7 protein-coding genes, 3 tRNA genes and 1 pseudogene are annotated in these 20,689 nt (G+C 62.5%); 3 read left to right on the forward strand and 8 right to left on the reverse strand.

Annotated elements, in window-relative coordinates:
* The 6 genes from CKY51_RS20325 to CKY51_RS20350 all read right to left on the reverse strand — a co-directional run.
* On the reverse strand, positions 1-3,585 hold a 3,585-nt coding region (locus CKY51_RS20325; protein ID WP_152249795.1), incomplete at its 3' end, for a non-ribosomal peptide synthetase.
* A 5-nt stretch (positions 3,586-3,590) separates the two neighbouring features.
* Positions 3,591-13,178 carry a non-ribosomal peptide synthetase gene (locus CKY51_RS20330; protein WP_152249791.1) on the reverse strand — a complete coding sequence of 3,196 codons (9,588 nt, stop codon included), beginning with the start codon at positions 13,176-13,178 and terminating at the stop codon, positions 3,591-3,593.
* Positions 13,179-14,043: 865 nt separating this feature from the next.
* A complete protein-coding gene (gene hemN, locus CKY51_RS20335; RefSeq protein ID WP_022972216.1) occupies positions 14,044-15,429 on the reverse strand; it encodes an oxygen-independent coproporphyrinogen III oxidase in 1,386 nt (461 codons plus the stop codon).
* Between the two features lie 91 nt (positions 15,430-15,520).
* A tRNA-Cys gene (locus CKY51_RS20340) sits at positions 15,521-15,594 on the reverse strand.
* A 198-nt stretch (positions 15,595-15,792) separates the two neighbouring features.
* Positions 15,793-15,868, reverse strand: a tRNA-Gly gene (locus tag CKY51_RS20345).
* Between the two features lie 73 nt (positions 15,869-15,941).
* Positions 15,942-16,015: transfer RNA gene (locus CKY51_RS20350), tRNA-Cys, on the reverse strand.
* Between the two features lie 78 nt (positions 16,016-16,093).
* Between CKY51_RS20350 and CKY51_RS20355 the strand changes: the two genes are divergently transcribed.
* From CKY51_RS20355 to CKY51_RS20365, 3 genes are all read left to right on the forward strand, one after another.
* A complete protein-coding gene (locus tag CKY51_RS20355; RefSeq protein WP_152249793.1) occupies positions 16,094-16,582 on the forward strand; it encodes a hypothetical protein in 489 nt (162 codons plus the stop codon).
* A gap of 620 nt (positions 16,583-17,202) precedes the next feature.
* Positions 17,203-17,712, forward strand: coding sequence for a VOC family protein (locus CKY51_RS20360; RefSeq protein ID WP_022972215.1), 510 nt, complete (start codon positions 17,203-17,205; stop codon positions 17,710-17,712).
* Between the two features lie 4 nt (positions 17,713-17,716).
* Positions 17,717-19,072 (forward strand): aminotransferase-like domain-containing protein, encoded by a 1,356-nt coding sequence (locus CKY51_RS20365; RefSeq protein ID WP_022972214.1) that lies wholly within the window; start codon positions 17,717-17,719, stop codon positions 19,070-19,072.
* On the opposite strand, the gene CKY51_RS20370 is transcribed toward CKY51_RS20365, so the two are convergent.
* Both CKY51_RS20370 and CKY51_RS22595 read right to left on the reverse strand, forming a co-directional pair.
* The gene (locus tag CKY51_RS20370) at positions 19,059-20,201 is read right to left on the reverse strand and encodes an alpha-hydroxy acid oxidase (RefSeq protein ID WP_022972213.1); all 1,143 of its coding nucleotides are present in this window, start codon (positions 20,199-20,201) and stop codon (positions 19,059-19,061) included. The two genes, CKY51_RS20365 and CKY51_RS20370, sit on opposite strands and share 14 nt — an antisense overlap.
* A 226-nt stretch (positions 20,202-20,427) precedes the next feature.
* Positions 20,428-20,689 (reverse strand): annotated as a pseudogene (locus tag CKY51_RS22595) (hypothetical protein); the annotation flags it as partial.

The following is a 20,689-nucleotide window of genomic DNA, read 5'->3' on the forward strand; positions in this document are numbered from 1 at the left end:
TTCCTGCAGCGGCGCCAGTGGATAGATGTCCTGCACGTTGGCAGCGCCGCCAGGCACGCCGGCCACGATCTGGTCGATCGCTTCCTGCGGCAGCGCGACCAGCGGCAGCAGCTCCGGCGTGATGCGAGCACAATCGACCGCAATGCGATTTGCTGGAACATCCAGCTGTTGCGTGTTGGACACCACCGCAGCGATCGCCGCCAGCGTGGGCTGACCGAACAGAACCCGCACATCGGTGCCCAGTCCATGACGACGCATGCGCTCGATCAAGCTCACGGCCAGCAGCGAGTGTCCGCCGAGTTCGAAAAAGTTGTCGTGCCTGCCGACCTGTTCGACCTGCAGCACCTCCGACCACAAGCTGGCCAGTCGCTGTTCCACCTCCCCTTGTGGCGCCTCGTAGGTATGGCGCGCATGCGCGCCGTCTGCCGGCATCGGTAGGAACTTGCGGTCCAGCTTGCCATTCAAGGTTAATGGCCAGGCGTCCAGCGCCACGAACGCGCTGGGAACCATGTAGTCGGACAACGTGGCAGACAGCCACTGACGCAGCTGGGCGGCGGTTGGTACCGCTTGCGCATCGTCGGCGATCACGTATGCCACCAGTCGCTTATCACTGGGGGTATCTTCGCGCGCCATCACCAACGCATCGCGCAACTGCGGATGGGCCATCAGCCTGGCCTGGATCTCTCCAAGCTCGATGCGAAAGCCACGGATCTTGACCTGCTCATCGTTACGCCCCAGGTACTCCAGCCGGCCATCCGCTCGCCAACGAGCGAGGTCGCCAGTCTTGTAAAGACGCGCTCCCGGTTGGAAAGGATCATCAAAGAAGCGCTCCGTTGTGAGTTCGGGGCGATTGAGATAGCCGCGGGCGACGCCAGCGCCTCCGACATAGAGCTCGCCGACCACGCCCAGCGGCACCGGCTGCCGCTGTGCATCCAGCACGTACACCCGCAGGTCGGGGATGCGCACGCCGATCGGGCTGATCCCGCCTGCCGTCGCATCTGCCGGGGAGAGCGGGCAATAGGTGACATGCACGGTCGTCTCGGTGATGCCATACATATTGACCAGTTGCGTCGCAGCATTGCCCGGCCGCTCGAACCACGACTGCAACATCAGCGGGTCCAGCGCCTCGCCTCCGAAGATCACCAGACGCAAGCGATGGTCTTCATCGTGGGCTTGCTGTGCGTCGATCAGTTGGCGAAACGCACTGGGAGTTTGATTGAGAATGCTGACTCCGCTCCGACAGAGCAAGCGGTAGCAATCCTGCGGCGAGCGCGTGACGTGTTGGGGCACGATCAGCAAGCGACCGCCGTACAGAAGTGCACCCCAGATCTCCCAGACCGAGAAGTCGAAAGCAAAGGAGTGGAACAGCGCCCAGGTATCGGCTGGTCCAAACCCGAACCAGTCCTGTGTGGCGGTAAACAGCCGAGTGACATTGCGGTGCTCGACCAACACACCTTTCGGCCTGCCGCTGGATCCCGAGGTATAGATCACATAGGCCAGATGCCGCGACGACAGGTTTTCCGGGCGCGGATTGGGCAGCTGCTGTGCTGGCAATTCGGCGAAGGCGCTTCCATCGAGGTCGATGACCGGACAGGATACCGGCGGCAATTGCTGGAGCGACCGGCCGTCTCCGAGCAAAGCGACCGGGGCGCTGTCCTCCAGCATGAAGGCCAGTCGCTGCGGCGGCGATGCAGGATCCAATGGAACATAGCCTGCGCCCGATTTGAGGATCGCCAGCATGCCGACGATCAACGCGATCCCACGCTCGAGACAGAGCGCCACCCGGTCGTCCGGGCGCACGACCACCTGCTGCAACGCGTGCGCGACCTGATTGGCGCAGGCATTGAGCTGACCGTAGCTGATCTGCTGCTGTTCGAACTCGACCGCAATTGCATCCGGGCGGGCAGCGGCCTGCGCCTCGAAACGCTCGTGGAGCAACCAGGCCGGTACGGCTTGCAGACAGGGCGTATTGCAGCCGGACAGCAGCCGTTGCCGCTCTCTCTCTGGAAGAATATCCAGGGCAACGACGGCTTGTTCGGAAGCGCGTTCCAATGCCTCGACGAGTCGCTCCAATGCGGCATGCATGTACTCGCAAATACGGTCGGCACTGATCTCGGGCGGAACCTGGGCGGTCAGCGCAAACCCATCCCCGAAGTCGTCGACATTGAGTGTCAGTGGATAGTGAGTGCGCTCCTCGGCCTGTACGACCTCGATTCCTTGCCAGGCCTGCTGCGCTTCCGGCGTCGCTTCGGCGGTCGGACTATGGCGGTAATTGAGCAGCGCGCCGAACAGCGGGGTCGGCGGTGCGATGCCGCTGCATCGCTGCGCCAGGCTCAACGGCGCATGCTCGTGTGCCAGCAGTGCGGTCAATTCCGCATGCGTCTGCCGTAAGGCACGGTGTGCAGGCTGGTCCAAACGTAGTCGCAGCGGTAAGGTGTTGACGAACAGTCCCAACGCCGACCCGGCACCTTGCGCAACCTGCATGCGCCCCAACAGCACGGTTCCGAAGACCACATCGGACCGGCCGGAGGTCCGCGCGACGACCTGCGCCCAGCCCAGGTGGAACAGACTTGCAGCGCTCACGCCCAACAGACGCGCCTGCTGCTTGATCTGCCGAGCAAGCTCCGGTGAGACAGATCTGCTTGCCTGCTGGATCGCCGCACCATCCCCCGGCAAGTGTGCCAGGCCGAACGGCAGGCTCGCCTCATCCACGTCTTCCAGCCGCTGAGCAAAGAAGGTGCGATGACGCTCCTCGGCAGTGCCGTCGCGCGCCTGCATGACGTAAGTGCGATACGGAATCGGCGGCGGCAACTGCGCTGCGCGGCCAAGCAGGCACATCTGCAACTCGTGCCGCAGGATCTGCAGGGAGAAGTGGTCCAGAATCAGGTGGTGGAACAACAGCACCCCGACCAACCGACGATTGCTCGGATCATGTGCCCAGACCAACTTGAGCAATGGCGCCTTGGCCAGATCCATCGGGACGCGTCGGGCATCGCAGTGGCGCTGGAGCTGTGGTAACGCATCCCCTTGCGCTGGGTCGCAGTCGACCTGCTCGATCTGTAGCGCCGCTTGCCTCCAAACCACTTGCACCGGAGCATCCAGCGCCTTCCAGAGCAAGCTGGTACGCAGGACGTCGTGGCGATCGATGACCTGCTGCAACGCGCCGGCAAAATCACCAAGCCGCTGTTCATCGGAAAAAATGTATTGCGCCTGCAACAGGTACGCATCGCCCTGTTCAGCCGCAAGATGGTGGTACAGCACGCCTTCCTGCAACGGCGCAAGGGGATAGATGTCCTGCACATTGTGCATGCCGTCTGCTAACGCGGCGAGGATGCGCTCGATGTCCTGCTCGGTCAGTCCGGCGGAGAACAGCGTTTCGGCAATGGACGAGTCGGAAGTAACGCGATCGCAGGCGTCGACGGCGACCTGCTGCTGCAATAGCTCGATCAACATCTCACGGTGCTGGCGCAACTCGGCCATCAGCGAGGCCTGATTGAGTGCCGCCTTGTTGCCTCGTACGAGCAGTTTCCCGTCCTGCAGCACCAACTCGATGCCCTTCTCCTTCAGCGAATGCATGAATTCCATAGCGATCACAGAACGATCTCCACTTGCTGTACGAGTTCGATGGCAGCGGCGCAGTCGGCCAGGACGGGGTGTTCAAGCAAGGTGCGGACATCGGCGTCGATACCCTCCTGCTTGATCAGCTCCACCAGCGTGACTGCCAGCAGCGAGTGGCCACCGAGTTGGAAGAAGTTGTCCTCGCGCCCGACACGTTCCACACCGAGCACGGCTTGCCAGATCTCGGCCAGTTGCTGTTCGAGCTCGGTGACGGGTGCAACGTATACCTGCATGCCTTGGACGGCATCCGGCATTGGCAATGCCCGCCGATCGAGCTTGCCGTTGGCCGTGAGTGGCCAGGCATCCATCTGCATGAACGCATCCGGCACCAGGTAATCGGGTAGTCGCTCACGCAGATACCGCTGCAGCGCCGGCGTGTTGGGCGCCTCGTCCGTGGCGAGCACGTAGCCCACCAGCCGTCGCTCATTCGGCAGATCCTCACGCGCCAGCACAACTGCCTCGCGCACCTGCGGATGCGCCTGCAGATGCGCTTCGATCTCGCCGAGCTCGATGCGCCGCCCACGAATTTTCACTTGTTCATCGTTGCGGCCGACGTATTCCAGTCGGCCGTCGTCCAGCCAGCGGCATAGGTCGCCGGTGCGATACATGCGTTCGCCCGGATCGAACGGATCGTCGACGAAACGCTCGGCAGTCAGCGCCGGGCGCCCCAGATAGCCGCGCGCCACACCGGCACCGGCCACGTACAACTCCCCCACCACGCCCAATGGCGCGAGCCGGCGCTGCGCGTCGAGCACATATGCGCGTAGGTACGGCAGTGGCCGGCCGATCGATGGATGCAGCACGCCCGGCGTCACGACACCGCTGCTGGCCACCACCGTCGTCTCGGTCGGGCCGTAGTTGTTGTAGACCGGGAACGGCAGGCCTTCAGGCACCTGTCGCAAGCGATCGCCACCAACCAGCAGACAGCCCAAACGCTTGGGGACGATGCCGGCCGCCAACGCGTGCTCGGCGATTGGCGTCGGCAAGAAACTCACGTCCAGTTCCTGGGCACGCCACCACTGCAGCAGTGCCTCGACATCTGCCGCAGGCATCGGACCGGGCATCGCCAGGCATCCCCCGACACACAGGCTCGACCAGAGTTCCCACGCCGCCGCATCGAAGCTCAAGCCGGCCACGCAGGAACTGCGCGTGCCCTCGCCCACTCCAAAGGCGGCGGCATGCCAGGCCACCAGATGCGCCAGTTGCCGATGCTCGACCATCACACCCTTTGGCTGGCCACTGGAACCGGAGGTGTAGATGACATAGGCCAGGTGCGCTGCCGTCAGCTCGGCGACCACCGGATTGTCAAGCGATGCATCGATGGCACCGGGATCGTCCAAGTCGATGAGCGGCAGCGTGGACGCTTCCAATGACGGTCGCGTGGCCGCCTGCACCAGCACTGCGCGCGGTGCGCTGTCCTGCAGCAGATAGCGCAGCCGCGCAGGCGGATAGGCGGGATCCAGCGGCACATAGGCCGCACCGGCCTTGAGGATGGCCAGCAAGCCGATCACCAGCGCGGAACCGCGTTGCGCGCAGATTGCCACCCGCTCGTCGGGTCGCACGCCCAGCTGCAACAAGCGATGTGCCAACCGATTGGCCAGGGCATTGAGTTCGCCGTACTGCCAGCATTGACCGTCGCACTCCAATGCGACGGCCGTGGGACGGTATGCGGCCTGTTGCTCGAACAAGCCATGCAGCGTGTAGCCGCGTTGCGGTGCTCGATGGCTGGCATTGAAACCCAGCAGCTTGCGACGCTCTTCGGGGGGCAACACGCACAGCTGCCCGAAGGGCCGCTCGGCGGCATCGTCGAGCGCATCAACCAGCTGTTCCAGCGCCGATCGCATGGAGTAGCACAGGCGCCGCGGGTCGTGTCCGGCCGGCAAAAATCCGGTCAGTTCCGTGACATCGCCGATCTCTTCCACATCGAGTACCACCGGGTAGTGGTTAGCTCCCTGCGTCTGGACGATGGTGATTCCCGGCCATGGTGTCGACGCATCGCTGTCCGCGACGGTTGCAGGGCGCGAACGATAGTTCAGCAGAGCGCTGAACAACGGTTGCGGCGGCGCCACGCCGCTGCAGCGCTGGACATGGCTAAGGCCTGCATGTTCGTGCGCAAGCAGCATATTCAACTGCGTCTGCACCTCCTGCACGGCAACCTGGACCGACGGCTGTTGCAAGCGTAGGCGCATCGGCAACGTGTTGATGAACATTCCCAAGGCGCGGTCTGCGCCGGGCCCGGCGTGCATGCGCCCCAGCAGAACGGTGCCAAACACCACATCGTCCTTACCCGAAAGCTGGCCCACCACATGCGCCCAGGCGAGGTGATACACGCTGGCCGGTGTCACCCCGGCGCGCACCGCGCTGTCGCGCAGACGGGCGCACAGCCGCGTATCCAGCGCCAACGATGCGCGCTCGGGTGCGCGGCCGTCGCCATGGATCTCTGCCAACCCGAGCGGCAAGGTCGGCTCTTCCACATCGCTCAATAGCTGCCGGAAGAAGTCTTCCTGTGCGACGCGGATACGCTCGTCGCGCGCATGTGCGACATATGTCCGATAGGGCACCGATGGCAGAAGCTGATGTCCCTGGTCCAGTAAAAGCGCTCGCAGCTCGGCACTGAGCACATGCATGGTCGCGGCATCGTCCACCAGATGATGGATCAACAGGATGGCGACCCACCGATCGTCGATGGCATCGTAGGCATGCTGCAGCTGCAGCAGCGGCGCTTTCGAGAGATCCAGTCGACAATGCAACGGATCGGAGCGCTCGCGCAGTTGCTGCAGGACCTCTTCACCTGGCCGTGCGACAAAGGACGAGACCGGCAGCGCGGCCTGTCGCCAGACCACCTGTACCGGGTTGGCAAGACCCTCCTTCACGATGCTCGTACGGAATACATCGTGACGATCGATCACCTGCTGCAAGGCCGTCACGAAGCCATCGAGACGGCTGCGGCTATCGAAGGACAACAGCATGGACTGCAGGTACGGATCACCCTGGCGGGCCATCAGGTGGTGATACAGCACTCCCTCCTGCAACGGCGCCAGCGGATAGATGTCTTGGATGTTGGCTGCACCGCCGGGCACGGTCGCGACGATGCGATCGATTGCCTCCTGCGATAGCTCCACCAGCGGCAGCAGCTCGGGAGTGATGCGCTCACAACCGAGCGGAATCAGGTTGGGCGGCACCTCAAGCGCGCTATATTGGCCGAGCGCCGCGGCCATTGCCGCCAGGGTCGGCTGCCCTAGCAAGGTTCGCACGTCCATGCCCAGCCCCTGCTGCCGGAGCCGCTCGACCAACGTCACCGCCAGCAATGAGTGTCCCCCTAGCTGGAAGAAGTTGTCGTTGCGCCCGACCCGATCGACGCCCAGCACCGCCTGCCAGACCTCGGCGAGCTGCCACTCTAGCGCGCTGGTCGGGGCGACGTACGTGCGCATGCTGCGCTGGGTGGCATCGGGAGCAGGCAATGCCTGTCGATCGAGCTTGCCGTTGGCGGTCAATGGCAGCTCGGCGACAGGGATATAGGCGGCGGGTACCATATAGTCGGGCAAGCAGGTCAGCAGATGGGTATGCAGGTCCTGTGCATCGATCGCCTCTGCGCCTGCGACCGCCTGGTAGTACGCCACCAGTTGCTTGAGACCGGGCACGTCTTCCCGCTGCATCACGATCGCCGTCGCCACTGCCGGATGCGTCTGCAGGGCGGACTCGATCTCGCCCACCTCGACGCGAAAGCCGCGCACCTTGACCTGCCCGTCGTTTCGTCCCAGATACTCCAGCACGCCGTCGGTCCGCCAGCGCCCCAGGTCGCCACTGCGGTACAAGCGAGCACCCGGCTTGCCACTGAAGAGATCGGGCAGAAAACGCTCGGCAGTCAGCGCCGGACGATTCACGTAGCCCAGCGCAACGCCATCACCGCCGATGTAAATCTCGCCGGCAACGCCTATCGGCGCTGGCAGTCCAAGCGCATCCAGCACGTAGATGCGGGTATTGCCGATCGGACTGCCAATCGGAATGGAGCCTGTCGCGTCGATAATGCGGTGCGTGGTTGCGAAGGTCGTGGTCTCGGTGGGGCCGTAACCATTGAGCAGATACTGTGGCGCTCCCTCCTTCAACACCCGCGATACCACGCCTGGATCGAGCACATCGCCGCCGACGATCAAATAGCGCAGTTGTGGGAACACCGGCATCAACGCGGCCGCGTAGTGATGGAACAAGCCAGCCGTCAGCCACAGTACGCTGACGGCTTCGCTGCGCAGACAATCGCGCAATCGCTGTGGCGATAGCACGATTTCCTGCGCGACAACCACCACGCAAGCACCGGTGAGCAGAGGCGCCCAGACTTCCAGCGTGCTGGCATCAAAGGCAGGATTGGCGGCGAATGCAACCCGATCGCTGGGAATGAATTCGGCGTAGCCGCTGTTGCGCACCAGTCGGTTGATTGCACGATGCGGCACCCGCACCCCCTTGGGAATTCCCGTCGACCCGGAGGTGTACATGAGGTAGGCATCCGACTCGCTGGACTGGGGCAGCTGCGGATCGTGCGTCGGCAATGCCTCCAGTTCGAGCTGGTCCATGTCCAGCCGCATGGTGCCGCTGGGCAGGTATTGGTCGCTGCGACTGACGACCCAGCGCGCCGCGCTGTCATCGAGGACCTGCCGTAGCCGCTCGCCAGGCGCCTGCGCATCCAACGGTAGATAGCCGGCTGCGCATTTGCAGACCGCCAATTGCGCCACTACCAGCGCTATCGAGCGCGGCAAGCAAATGGCCACGTACTCGCCCGGGCCAACGCCAAGACCCATCAGGTGGTGCGCCAACTGATTGGCAGTTCGATTCAGCTCTTGGTACGTGCACCGCCGCTCCCCATCGATCACGGCGACCACATCGGGCGTACGTTGTACCTGCTGCTCGAACAATCCGTGCGTGGTGTCCTCGTATGGGTAGGCACGCTCGGTGGCGTTCAGCGTTTCCAGCAAGTATCGAAGCTCCTCGACCGACAGCACGGACAGCTGGCTGATCGGGATATCGGGGGAGTGCTCAAGGGCAGCGACCAGCTGCTCCAATACCCGCTGCATGTAAGCACACAAGCAGGCAGCGACATCGTCCGATGGCGCTTGCGCCATCAACTGGAGGCCATCGCCCAGATCATCCACCGACAAGCTGACCGGATAGGTGCTGCGTTCCTCACCACCCAAGATATCGATACCAGGCCAGGCCTGCAGCACGGTGCCATTGAGGTTGGCCCGCCGCGTCCTGCGATAGTTGAACAAGGCGTTGAACAGTGACTGCTGTGGAGAGAGTCCACTACAGCGTTGCGCAAGCGCCAGCGACGCATGCTCATGCGCCAGTAGTTCAGTCAGCCAACCATGCGTCTGCTTGATGGCGACAGCAACGCTTGTCTGGCCCAGAACGACCCTGATGGGCAAGGTATTGATGAACATCCCGATGGCGCGCTCGATGTTCTTTCCTTGCGTCCGGCCGAGCATGACCGTGCCAAACACCACATCCTGCATCCCCGCCACCGAGGCCAACACTTTTGCCCAGGCGACATGGCAGACCGTAGCGACACTCACGCCCGCGTGCCTTGCCTGTACCTGCAAGCGCAACGCCATCGAGGCATCCACGTGCGCTACCGCCTTGCAGTTGATGCGCTGTTCGGACTGCACCACATCCAGGCCGAACGCGATGGTCGGTTCGCTGACGGCTTCCAGCATCCGCGTGAAGAACTGCGCGTGTTCTTCCGATTGCTGGCTGAGTCGGGCCTGCATCGTGTACGTCCGATAGGGAAAGAGCGGCGGCAAGGCAGCGTCCTCCCCTTGCAGATGGCAACCGATTTCCTGAAGCAGGCTTGGCAACGAGGCTGCATCGCCAATGAGATGGTGGAACAGCAACACGCCTACCCAGCGCTGCCCAGTCGTATCGTTGGCATGACAGAGCCGCAGCAGCGGAGCATGCCGCAGATCGAGCGGCTGGTGTGCCGGATCCGTGAGTGACTGCAATTGCTGCAGGACATCGCCAGCATCCGGATCGGGAACGACTTCGACCACCGGCACTGTTGCCCGTCGCCAGACCACTTGCACCGGTGTGTCAAGTTGCTCCCAGCTCAGCGACGTTCGCAAGATGTCATGGCGATCGACAACGCGTTGAAGCGCTGCAGCGAACGCCTCCAAACGCAACCGGTCCGCAAAAATAAAGCTGGCGCCTTGCAGATACGGATCACCCTGCTCGGCTGTGAGATGGTGATAGACAAGTCCCTCCTGCAACGGAGCCGCAGGATAGATATCCTGGATGTTGCCGGCGCCACCAGGCACGTCCGCCACGATGCGGTCGATCGCGTCCTGCGACAGCGACAACAAGGGCAGCAACTCAGGAGTGATGACTGTGCAGTCTGGCCTAATCCGGTTGGGGGGTATTTCGACCTCACCGCTAGTACCGATCGCTGCAGCCATCCCGATCAAGCTTGGTTGGGCAAGCAGGGACTTCACATCGGCGGCCAGTCCGTGGTGTCGCAGGCGCTCGAGCAAGGCCACTACCAGTAACGAATGCCCCCCCAACTTGAAGAAATCATCGTGCCGCCCCACCTGCTCGACCTTGAGCACCTGGCTCCACAGCCGCGCGAGCAAGCATTCGACCTCACCTTCCGGGCGCACGTAACCCTGCTGGGCATACGCCTCTGCCTGCGGCGCCGGCAGCGCTCTGCGGTCCAATTTGCCGTTCGGTGTCAACGGCAACCGCTCGATACGCATGTAGACCGTGGGCACCATGTAGTCCGGCAGCTGCTGCAGCAGCCGCTGACGTAACTGCTCTGGCGTCACTTCGCTGCTGGAGCTGACGTAATACGCCGCCAGGGAGGGCCCTCCTGAGCGCGCCGTATGCGCGATCACCGCCGCATCCACCACGCGTGGATCCTCCAGCAACCTGGAGGCCACCTCCGCCGGCTCGATCCGGAACCCGCGCAGCTTGATCTGGTCGTCGTTGCGCCCCAGGTATTCCAGGGTACCGTCCACCATCCACCGGGCAAGATCGCCACTGCGGTACATCCGCTGATCGCCGTCCGCATCGCTTGGGTCGGCGACAAAGCCTTGCGCAGTCAATTCCGGCCGATTGAGGTAGCCGCGCGTCACCTGATTGCCGGCAATGCAGAGCTCGCCGACACCGCCTATCGGCACCGGTTGTCCGTGCGTGTCCAGGAGATGCACACACATGTTGTCGATCGGCCGTCCGATCGGAACACTGGCTGCGTCCCCAGCGTCCCAATCAAGCGGCACCTCATGCACCACACAGCCGACGACCGTTTCCGTCGGGCCGTATTCATTGACCACCCTCACGTAAGGCGCGAGCAGACGCAACCGCCTTACCGTGGCAGCGGGCAAGGCCTCGCCTCCGACCACGAACAAGGCCACGGACAGTGCGCTGCCACACGTTTCCAGCTGCTGGGTCAGCACCTCCAGATGTGCCGGAGTGATCTTGACCAGACAGAGCGGGCGATCTGCGCAGACCCTGTGCAGTAACGCCTCGATCTCATCTCCTTCGGCTAGCAGCTCGGTGGTGCCGCCACATAGCAACGGTAAGTAAAGACTGGTCACCGTCGCATCGAAGGACAACGAGGAGGACACCAGCGCTGCCTGCCGCGGCTGGTAATAGTCCACGGCCCAGCGAAGATAATTGACCAGCGCGGCGTGCGGGACCATCACTCCTTTGGGACGGCCGCTGGAGCCGGACGTGTAGATCACGTATGCCAGATGCGAGGCACTCAATCCGATCACTTCCGGGTCGGAGGCGGGCTGGTCGAGCCAGTCAGGAAAATCGAGATCGATTCTTTGGATGGTCGTTCCGGGTAACCGGTTGCTGGTAGCAGAATGGGCCAACAGCACACGCGGCGCGCTGTCGGCCAGCATGTAGGCGATGCGCTCTGGGGGGTAGCGCGGATCCAGTGGCACATAGGCGCCTCCGGCCTTGAGCACCGCCAGCAGCGCCACCACCATCGTCGTGCCCCGTTCCAGACAGAGAGCGACCCGATCGTCAGGCCGCAGTCCGAGCGCGATCAGGTAATGCGCGAGTTGGTTGGCCTGACCATTAAGTTGCGCATAGCTCAGCCGTTGCTCGCCCGCAAGTACCGCCAGTGCTTCAGGTGTGCGCGCGGCCTGCGCTTCGAACAGCGCCGGCAACGTCGTCGCTGGCGCCGCTATCCGCCGCCCCTGGCTCCAGACGCTCAGCTGCGCCAACTCATCGTCAGAACAGAGCGAGACCTCGCTCAATCGCTGCCCGGGGTTGGCCACGACCTGCCTGATCAGATGCAGCAGGCGCTCGGCCATGCGTTCGGCCTGATCGGCAGTAAAATAGCCTGTGTTGTAGATCGCGTGGAACCACGCGATTTCGTCGTTGGCGTTCCGCCGGATGTACAGCGATAAGGGGTTGTACTCCCGGTTATTGGAGGCTTTGACGAAGTGTCCCTGCGCTGTGCCGAAGCGATACAGGTGTTCGCTCTGCTCGAAAGAGAAGACCACCTCGAAGAACCGTGCTGCCCCACGCTTCCATAAGCCACAGGCTCGCCCGATCTCGCTGACGGGAAAGCGCTGATGGCGGTAGTCGCTGCGCAAGTCGCGCGATACGCTGCGCACAACATCGATGAAGCGCATCTGCGAATCGAAGCGCATCCGCACAGGATTGATCTGTGCAAACAAGCCAATGGCATGCTTGAACTGGTGGCCGGAGCGGTTGAGGATCGGCACCCCGATGACCAGATCGTCGCGCTGCTGGGTGCGGGAGAAGTAGACATACAGTGCCGCCAGGATGATCTGGAACTGCGATACCCCCTGATCAGCAGCAAGCGCAGTCATCTGATCCAGCAAATCGATCGGAAATGACCTGACGAAGTTGACGCTGACCCCGCCAAGCTCGGCCGCCACCGACGTGGACGACGCGGCTGGAAACAACGGGTCGGGCAGCGTTGTGTATTTCGCCAACCAATAGCTGCGATCGGCCTGGTACTGCGGCGACGTCCCGTAAGCACGGTCATGCTCGATGAAGTCGCGATACGAGCGTACTTGCACGACAGGCGAACGACCATCGATCAGTTCGCTGTACAGCCGCCCTAGCGTCTCCATCGTCAGGAAGAGCGACCACCCATCCATCAAGATGTGGTGCAGGCTCATCATGACGTACCACTTTCCGACATCGAACCTACACAGGGACAGTCGCAGCAGCGGTGTGCCGTCGAACTGGAACGGCGTCTCCATATGATCCTGGATCCACTGCTCCAGCCATACCTGGCGGTCGGGCAGAGACGTCACATCGACGAACGGCACCGGCAGCTCCATCGAATCAGCGAAGCACTGCAGCGGAACCCCTTCGTCATCCACCTCTTGCAGCAGGCAGGTTCGCAAGACCTCGCACTGATCCATCAGCGCTTGCGCAGCGCGCCGAAAGCAACCGGGATCGATCTCACCGTCGATCTCGATATAGCCTCCGATAATGGACGAGACGGACTGTCCAAGCATCAGCTGCTCCAACCAGATCTCCCGTTGCGGGCTGCTCAACGGGTGGCCATGTCGATCGGTCGGTCGCATTGCTTACTCCGGTTTGATATTAGGCACAGGACAACGAATAGCCACGCCGTTCAACGTGGCAACGTTTGCTGGAAATCGTTTATCGAAGCGGTAGCGACGACGTGTCAGTGCAGCACAGGCACCGGCCTCGTCACGGGCGCGAATCCATATCGCCTTTCGAACAGCGCAGACGAGAAAACGTTGGCGCAAGCATTCTCCAGAACGGCTAAGCCGCTGGAGCGACAAGGCACAGCAATTCTTTGCGCTGGCTAATGAACTCAAAAATTTCGCAGATAAACCAACTCACCCCTGGCCTCAACTTTTTCGGCGCCATTGGTAGCACGCCGATCGCAAAAACTTTGCGTAAGCGAGACGACTTTGCGTTTTATATTTATGATCGAAAACAACTCAAATCGACAACGTTGTCAATCCCATTTGTCCGACTGGCAAATCCGACGACTTCCATGAGGATATCGGCACACAAAAATGGTAGCGTTCACACTTTTGCGCGCGCTACAAAATCAGCTGCCTCTTGCGGAGTCACCGACAGTACGGGTCTGCTATTGGAATAAACTGATATCTATTAGAATTTAGCGAAGATAGAACGACCATCATTCCGCGACAAATTCCGCCCGTTGCGCCAACATGTGCCGTCTTGCGCCATAGTCGGACGCGGAGTCGCAATCAAAAAAAGTGCCGCCATTCCCCCTGAATGCGGATATCGGCCGAATCGACGCACGCCCCTCACATCCGTCATTGCCGCCATTACGTAGCAGCATGTGTCCCAGGAGCCATAATATTTCGGTCATAGCGGTGCCAGTCTTGCCCTCAGCCAGGGCTCAGCGACAAGCGCGCTTTGACGCTAGACATCACTTTCCGGATGCGCCTACGAACACGCAGGTAGATAGGCATCGAAACACATCGCTACCAGGCGGGCCAATGGACGCCCGCGCGAGGTGATATGCAAGGATGCGGGGCGAGGCTCTACCAGTCCATCGTCAACAAGGGGCTGCAAGCGCCGCAGGGCATCGGCGAAGTAGCTAACCGCTTCGATGCCATGGCGCTGCCCCAGCGCAAGCAAATCCAGCTCACCATGGCACATCAGTGCCTGGATCGCCTCTGCACGCAGCAGATCGTCTTCGCTCAACCGCAGTCCCCGGCATACCGGGAGCCGGCATTGATCGACGGCCGCCTCCCAGGCCGTCAGGTCGCGAGGGTTCTGGCTATAACTGTCGCCGACGTGACTGATTGCGCTGACACCCAGACCAATGAGATCGGTATCGCCATGGGTGGTATAGCCCATGAAGTTGCGCTGCAGGTCGCCCCGCTGCAAAGCGATCGCAAGCGCGTCGCCGGGCAACGCGAAATGATCCATGCCGATGTAGCAGTAACCGTGCATCGCCAGCATGCGGGCGGCCTGTTCCAACAAACGTAATTTTTGATCCGCGGGCGGCAGCGTTTGGGCCGCGATATGCCGCTGGGCCTTGAACAGGTGCGGCAGATGCGCGTAACTGTAGACCGCGATGCGGCTCGGCTGCGCTGCGATGACAGTCTCGAGCGTGCGTGCAAATCCAGGCCGCGTCTGGCGTGGCAGTCCATAGATCAAGTCGGCGTTGACCGAATCGATCCCTGCCTGGCGGCAGGCGATGATCATATCCACCGTGGCAGCGGGGCTCTGTATGCGATGGATGGCAGACTGCACCACCGGATCGAAGTCCTGGATGCCAAGGCTGACACGATTGAAGCCTAGCGCTGCCAAGGCGGGAATTTCCGCAACAGCAAGTGTCCGCGGGTCGATTTCGATGGAGATGTCGCGCGTCGATGCAGCGCTGAAACGAAACAGCTTGCGCAAGCCGTCCAGCAACTCCGCAAGCAGCTCCAGCGACAGGAAGTTAGGGGTACCTCCTCCCAGATGGAGCTGTACCACGTCCCGCGCCGGATGCAGTTGCTCGGCAATCAAGCCCGCCTCGCGCAGCACGCGGCGCACATATGCGCTACCCCTGGTCGCATCGCGGGTGATCACACGATTGCAGCCACAATAGAAGCAAGGGCTCTGGCAGAACGGCACGTGGACGTATAACGAGATCGGCCGTTGCGGTGTGTTGACCTGCGATCGGGCGATGGCATCGCACAGTGCCGACGCGCCGAACGCGTCACCGAACTGCGGCGCCGTGGGATAGGAGGTGTAGCGCGGCCCGGGACGATCGTGGCGGCGCAGCACGTCCACATCGAAGTTCCAGGCGAACGCAGAATCTGCAAGGCGAACGGTCATGCCGCCACGATGCCAGCCACAAGAGAGGCTGCGCCTTGATCTCGATCAACCCGCAAGGATGGACCAGTCAATACACGCGCGGTCTTGCGCTTGGAGGCCTGGGTCGGAATCGAACCGGCGTACGCGGATTTGCAGTCCGCTGCATGACCACTCTGCCACCAGGCCTTCGCCACCGAGTCTAGCCCAAAATATCCCGCAGGATATGCGCTGCGGCCAAGCCCACCGATGGCCTTGGGAAGGGCATGCCCGAGTCGACACCCAGAGGCCATTTGGGTGACGGATCGCCGGTGCTGCGACGGAAAACGAAAAAAGGACCCGAAGGTCCTTTCCAGAATCGTCTGCGGTGGCAAACGATTCGATATTTGGAGCGGGAAACGAGACTCGAACTCGCGACCTCAACCTTGGCAAGGTTGCGCTCTACCAACTGAGCTATTCCCGCGTGGAGCGATATTTTACAACCTGTCACACGTTTGCGCTAGCCCTACACACGCTGGTGTGACGAAGGATCGATGTGGAGGCCTGGGCCGGAATTGAACCGGCGTACGCGGATTTGCAGTCCGCTGCATAACCACTCTACCACCAGGCCGAACATCGAATCCTACAGCATCAGACAACAAAGCCCCGCAACCGGGGCCCGTGCCAGAGACGAGAACCACACCACCACTTGAGCGGCAACCCCTTGTGCAACAAGGACTTTTTGCCGGACCTGCGCTCTGGAACGGTGGCCATTGTAACGATGTTTGGCGTGGCCGCCAAGAGGAACATCGTCGACGCCTGCCACGGCCGCCGCAGGCCAGGGAGTGCCGAGGGCGCGCTCACGATAAAGAACATCAGCTCCTGCCGATCGACAACGCGACTCGCCTGTGCAACCGCACGCGCTTGCGACCTTCACGAAAACAAGCACCCGCTCTTGCCCGTGGACAGTGTGGGAGCGCGGTACCGACTACTGCGCATGTCTCGCGCAGAGATCTTCTGCTCCATCGGGGTAGCGCTGGTCACCTGCCCCATCACCGGCGGCAACGAGCCGACGACGGCTCGCTCAGGCATCGACCAACAACAGCTGGGCGGCGACAGCGTCACCAGAGCGCCCGCGAAGCCCCGTACGGAACAAAGCCAGAGAACGTTTCAAAAGAACAATTACATTAAAAAATAAATAACGAAAAAATCAGCGAAAAACATAAAGTCGCAAGAAATCGGTGGGATGTAATAAATGCTTCGCGAACGGCTCCTATCGTGATCGACATCAAGGAAGCTCATCCGCAGGCCAGGAAGGTGGAACGACAAGCCCGGGACACATGGCGTCTCCAGCACCAGCCGCTCAGCACCTTGCGAGCACCCCATGACTTCTGACTTCACATACAGGCACAAGCCACCCTCGGTCCACGTTGGCGCGCCAGCGCATCGCAACGACCAGGGGTGGTGCATTTGTGTTCCCGGCGTCGACGGCGGTGCGAGTGAACTCCGTTGGCGTCATCGATCCGTCCACGCCGACGGTCGCGTGACAGCAACACTGATCCACCAACGCGCCCCGTCTTGTAGGCAGAGCGCTGTGCGCAAGAGCGCACAGCCAAGGCCAGCAACGTGTCCACGCCCTCGCCAGCGATCCACCTTCCTGTCAGCGTCACGACGTATCGTCGATTGCATTCCTATTCGCAGCAGCACGCGTCTCCACCACCCTAGACCCGCCGTGCGACCACGCCTCGTTACGGCACTCACGCAAGCAGCCAGCATCTAGCCGAGAGCTTGCCGTCCCATCCAGTCCGGGAGTTTCTCATGCACGCTTTGCCACGACCGCAGCCGGTCCCCAGCCCGCGGTACCACGGTATCGACCACATCGCCTTGGCCGTGGAGGACCTGGAAGCTGCCATCGACTTCTTTCAAGAGCGCCTGGGCTTTGCATTGCTGGGGCGTCGCCAGATCAATGGCAAGCACACCGGCATGATCTCCGCCGAAATGCGCTACGGCGACATCACCTTCGTTCTGTGTCAGGGGACCGAACCCGAATCGCAGGTCTCGCGACTGGTCGCCCATCACGGCATCGGCGTGGCCCACATCGCCCTGCGTGTGGATGATGTGCATACTGCGACCGACCAGCTACGCGATCGCGGGCTGGGCTTCGATACCAGCGTGATCGAAGGGAAAGGAATGAGACAGGCGTTTTCCAGCCGCGATGGCGCGACTGGACTCTGCATCGAGCTGATCGAGCGCAACGGCGAAAGCGGATTCCAGGACGACTCGATCAGCGAGCTGTTTGCCCAGCTAGAACGCAGCGGAGCTTATTGAGCGCATGGCTGCCAGACAGCCGGCTCCGACGGCAACGCTTCCGGCACGTGGCGACCGCCTGGAAGTCATGAACTTCCTCAACGAGGTTTCCGCGCGCTATCCACACGCGGTCTCGTTCGTCTCCGGTCGACCCAGCGATATCGGCTTCGATCTCTCCGCCTGGCTGCAAAGCCTGCCCGAGTTTTCCAGGCACTTCGCACAGCGTACTGGGACCGACCATGAGCGCGCCCTGTCGCTGATCGCGCAGTACGGTCGCACCCAGGGCATCCTCGACGAACTGATTGCCGGCCAATTGCGGCAGGACGAACGGATCGTCGCCGAGCCCTCGCAGGTGTTGGTCACCGCCGGTTGCCAGGAAGCCATGCTGCTGTGCGTGACCGAACTCTGCCAGGCGAAGGGCGATGTCATCCTGGCGCGCAATCCAAGCTATATCGGCATCACGGGCGTCGCCGATATCCACGGCATCGAGATCGTCGCCTTCAACCAGGGCGACCACTGCAACGGCAGCTCCGATGCCGAGGCGCTGCGACGTACCTTACTGGAACTGAAGGCTGCCGGCAAGCGCGCGCGGGTGCTCTACCTCGTACCGGATTTTGATAATCCAACCGGCATATTGCTCTCACGGCAGGCGCGCGAAGCGATCGTGCAGGTCTGCACAGACCACCACGTCGTGATTCTCGAAGACAATCCCTATGGCATGTTCGGCTTCACTGGCGATCGCGTGGCGTCGATGGCCGCGCTGGATCGGCATGGCTGCGTGATCTACCTTGGCACTTACTCCAAGACGCTGTGTCCGGCCGTGCGGGTCGGCTTTGCCGTCTTGCCGAGACAATTGCTGGGCGATGCAGCTGCGGCAGCGGAGCTGCAAGCGCGCCTGGTGCGGCGCAAGAGTTTCTACAGTCTCAATACCAGCCAGATCGGCCAGGCGATCGTCGGCGGCGTGCTGCTTGCGCACGGTGGCAGTCTGCGCCCGCTGATCGCCGCGCCACACGCCTTGTATCGCCGCAACCGCGATCACATGCTGGAATGCCTGCAGCGTGAATTAGGCCACTTGGCACCACAGGTGCACTGGAATACACCGGCTGGCGGCTTCTTCCTGGTCGCCACGCTGCCGTTCGCCTTCGGCGCAGAAGAGGCGGAACTGTGCGCTCGTCAGTTCGGCGTCCTGGTGATGCCGTTGACCTTCTTCGCCCTCGACGGCGGCTGTCGCCGTCAGGTACGCCTGGCCTATAGCAATGTGGCCAGCGAGGAGATCGCACAGGGCATCGCGCAGTTCGCGGCATTCGTCCGCCTGCGCCTGCACGCGCAGGCGGCGTCCGCCACGCCTGCACTGACGATGCACCGACTCAACGCGCGTTGAGCAACATGCTGGCATCGATATCGGCGATCTGCGGACGACCACAGAGCCCCATGCTCAACTCCAGTTCGCGCTGAATCAGCTGCAGCACTTGGGTGACGCCCGCCTCGCCCAGTGCTGCCAGCCCGTAGAGCCAGGCCCGCCCGATATAGGTCCCGCGCGCACCGCTCGCCAGCGCCTTGAGGACGTCTTGGCCGCAGCGGATGCCGCTGTCCATATGCACTTCCACCGCGCCATCCACGGCCGCCAGAATGGCGGGAAGCCGAGCGATGCTGGAGCTGGCCCCATCCAGCTGGCGCCCGCCATGATTGCTCACCACCAGCGCATCCGCGCCGGCGGCGACCGCCTGCCGTGCGTCTTCCTCGTCAAGGATGCCTTTGAGGACGAGTGGCCCACGCCAGCGTGCCCTCACCCAGGCGACATCGTCCCAGCTCAGTGCGGCGTCGAACTGGCTGGCCGTCCATGCCGCCAGCGATGCCAGATCGCCCCGAGCATCCACCTGGCCTGCCAGATTGCCAAAATCCCATCGGCCACGCCCCCGCATGCGCCAGCACCAGCGCGGATGCGCGGCGAAATCGCACAAGGCCGCCAAGCTCAGACGCGGCGGAACCCGCAAACCATTGCGGTGATCGGCATGCCGCTGCGCCATGAAGGGCACATCCAGCGTGAGCACCAGGGCACCACAGCCGACAGCCTCGGCACGCGCGATCAACGCAGCGCAAAAGCCACGATCGCGCAGCAGATAGAGCTGAAACCAGCACGGCGTACTCAGGCCCGCACAGACCTGCTCGAGCGAACTGATGCTCATCATCGACAGTATGAAAGGCACGCCAAATGCCGCCGCTGCGCGCGCAGCCAATCGCTCTCCCTCGGGATACAGCAGACCGGCCAGGCCAGTCGGGGCCAGTGCCACCGGCATCGCCACCGGCATCCCCAACAGCGTGCTGCGGGTACTGCGCTGGGCAACATCGACCGCAACGCGCTGCCGCAGCGTGATCGCATCCAGATCGGCGCGATTGGCGTGCCGCGTGAGCTGACTCCAGCTCCCGGCGGCGACGTAGTCGTAGAGCATGCGCGGCAAGCGACGTTGCGCCAGGGCCTGCAGGTCATCCACCGAGGCAATCGAACTCATCCTTGCACGCTAGCAGCGCGATATGACAATTCGCGGGCCGCGTGGCCACAAGCGATCAACCTCTTCTGGCCATCCCCGGTCATCGCAACGGCGATCCGCTGTCGATACCAAACAAGCATGTATCGAACCCGTGGCGCCAACAAGCCCGGGTCATCGCCGCATGTGCGTGCAACAACATGGGCGCGTCGGTAGTGCATGACGCGCCCTAAACTCCCCATGCAGGCAATCAGCCGAATTGGTAGCACGCGAGGGTGAGCCCCCCGAGCACGTCTTGAAAGCTGCGTCGACCGACATCGCTCCCTGCAGCACCTGCTATGACCAGTCGCGGCATCAGGTGATCTGCATGGGGCTGGGCCGCTTGGGCGTACGGCGCGGCTTGCCAGTCGAGAAGCATCTCTTCACGCAGCTCCTGACGTGTGGCTCCAACAGCGACGGCCGCCCACTCTTCGAACACTCGGCTGCCATGTTGACCCGTAAGCTCCCCCGTC

Origin of the sequence: Xanthomonas maliensis, from assembly GCF_009192945.1 — a bacterium.
Classification (GTDB): domain Bacteria; phylum Pseudomonadota; class Gammaproteobacteria; order Xanthomonadales; family Xanthomonadaceae; genus Xanthomonas; species Xanthomonas maliensis.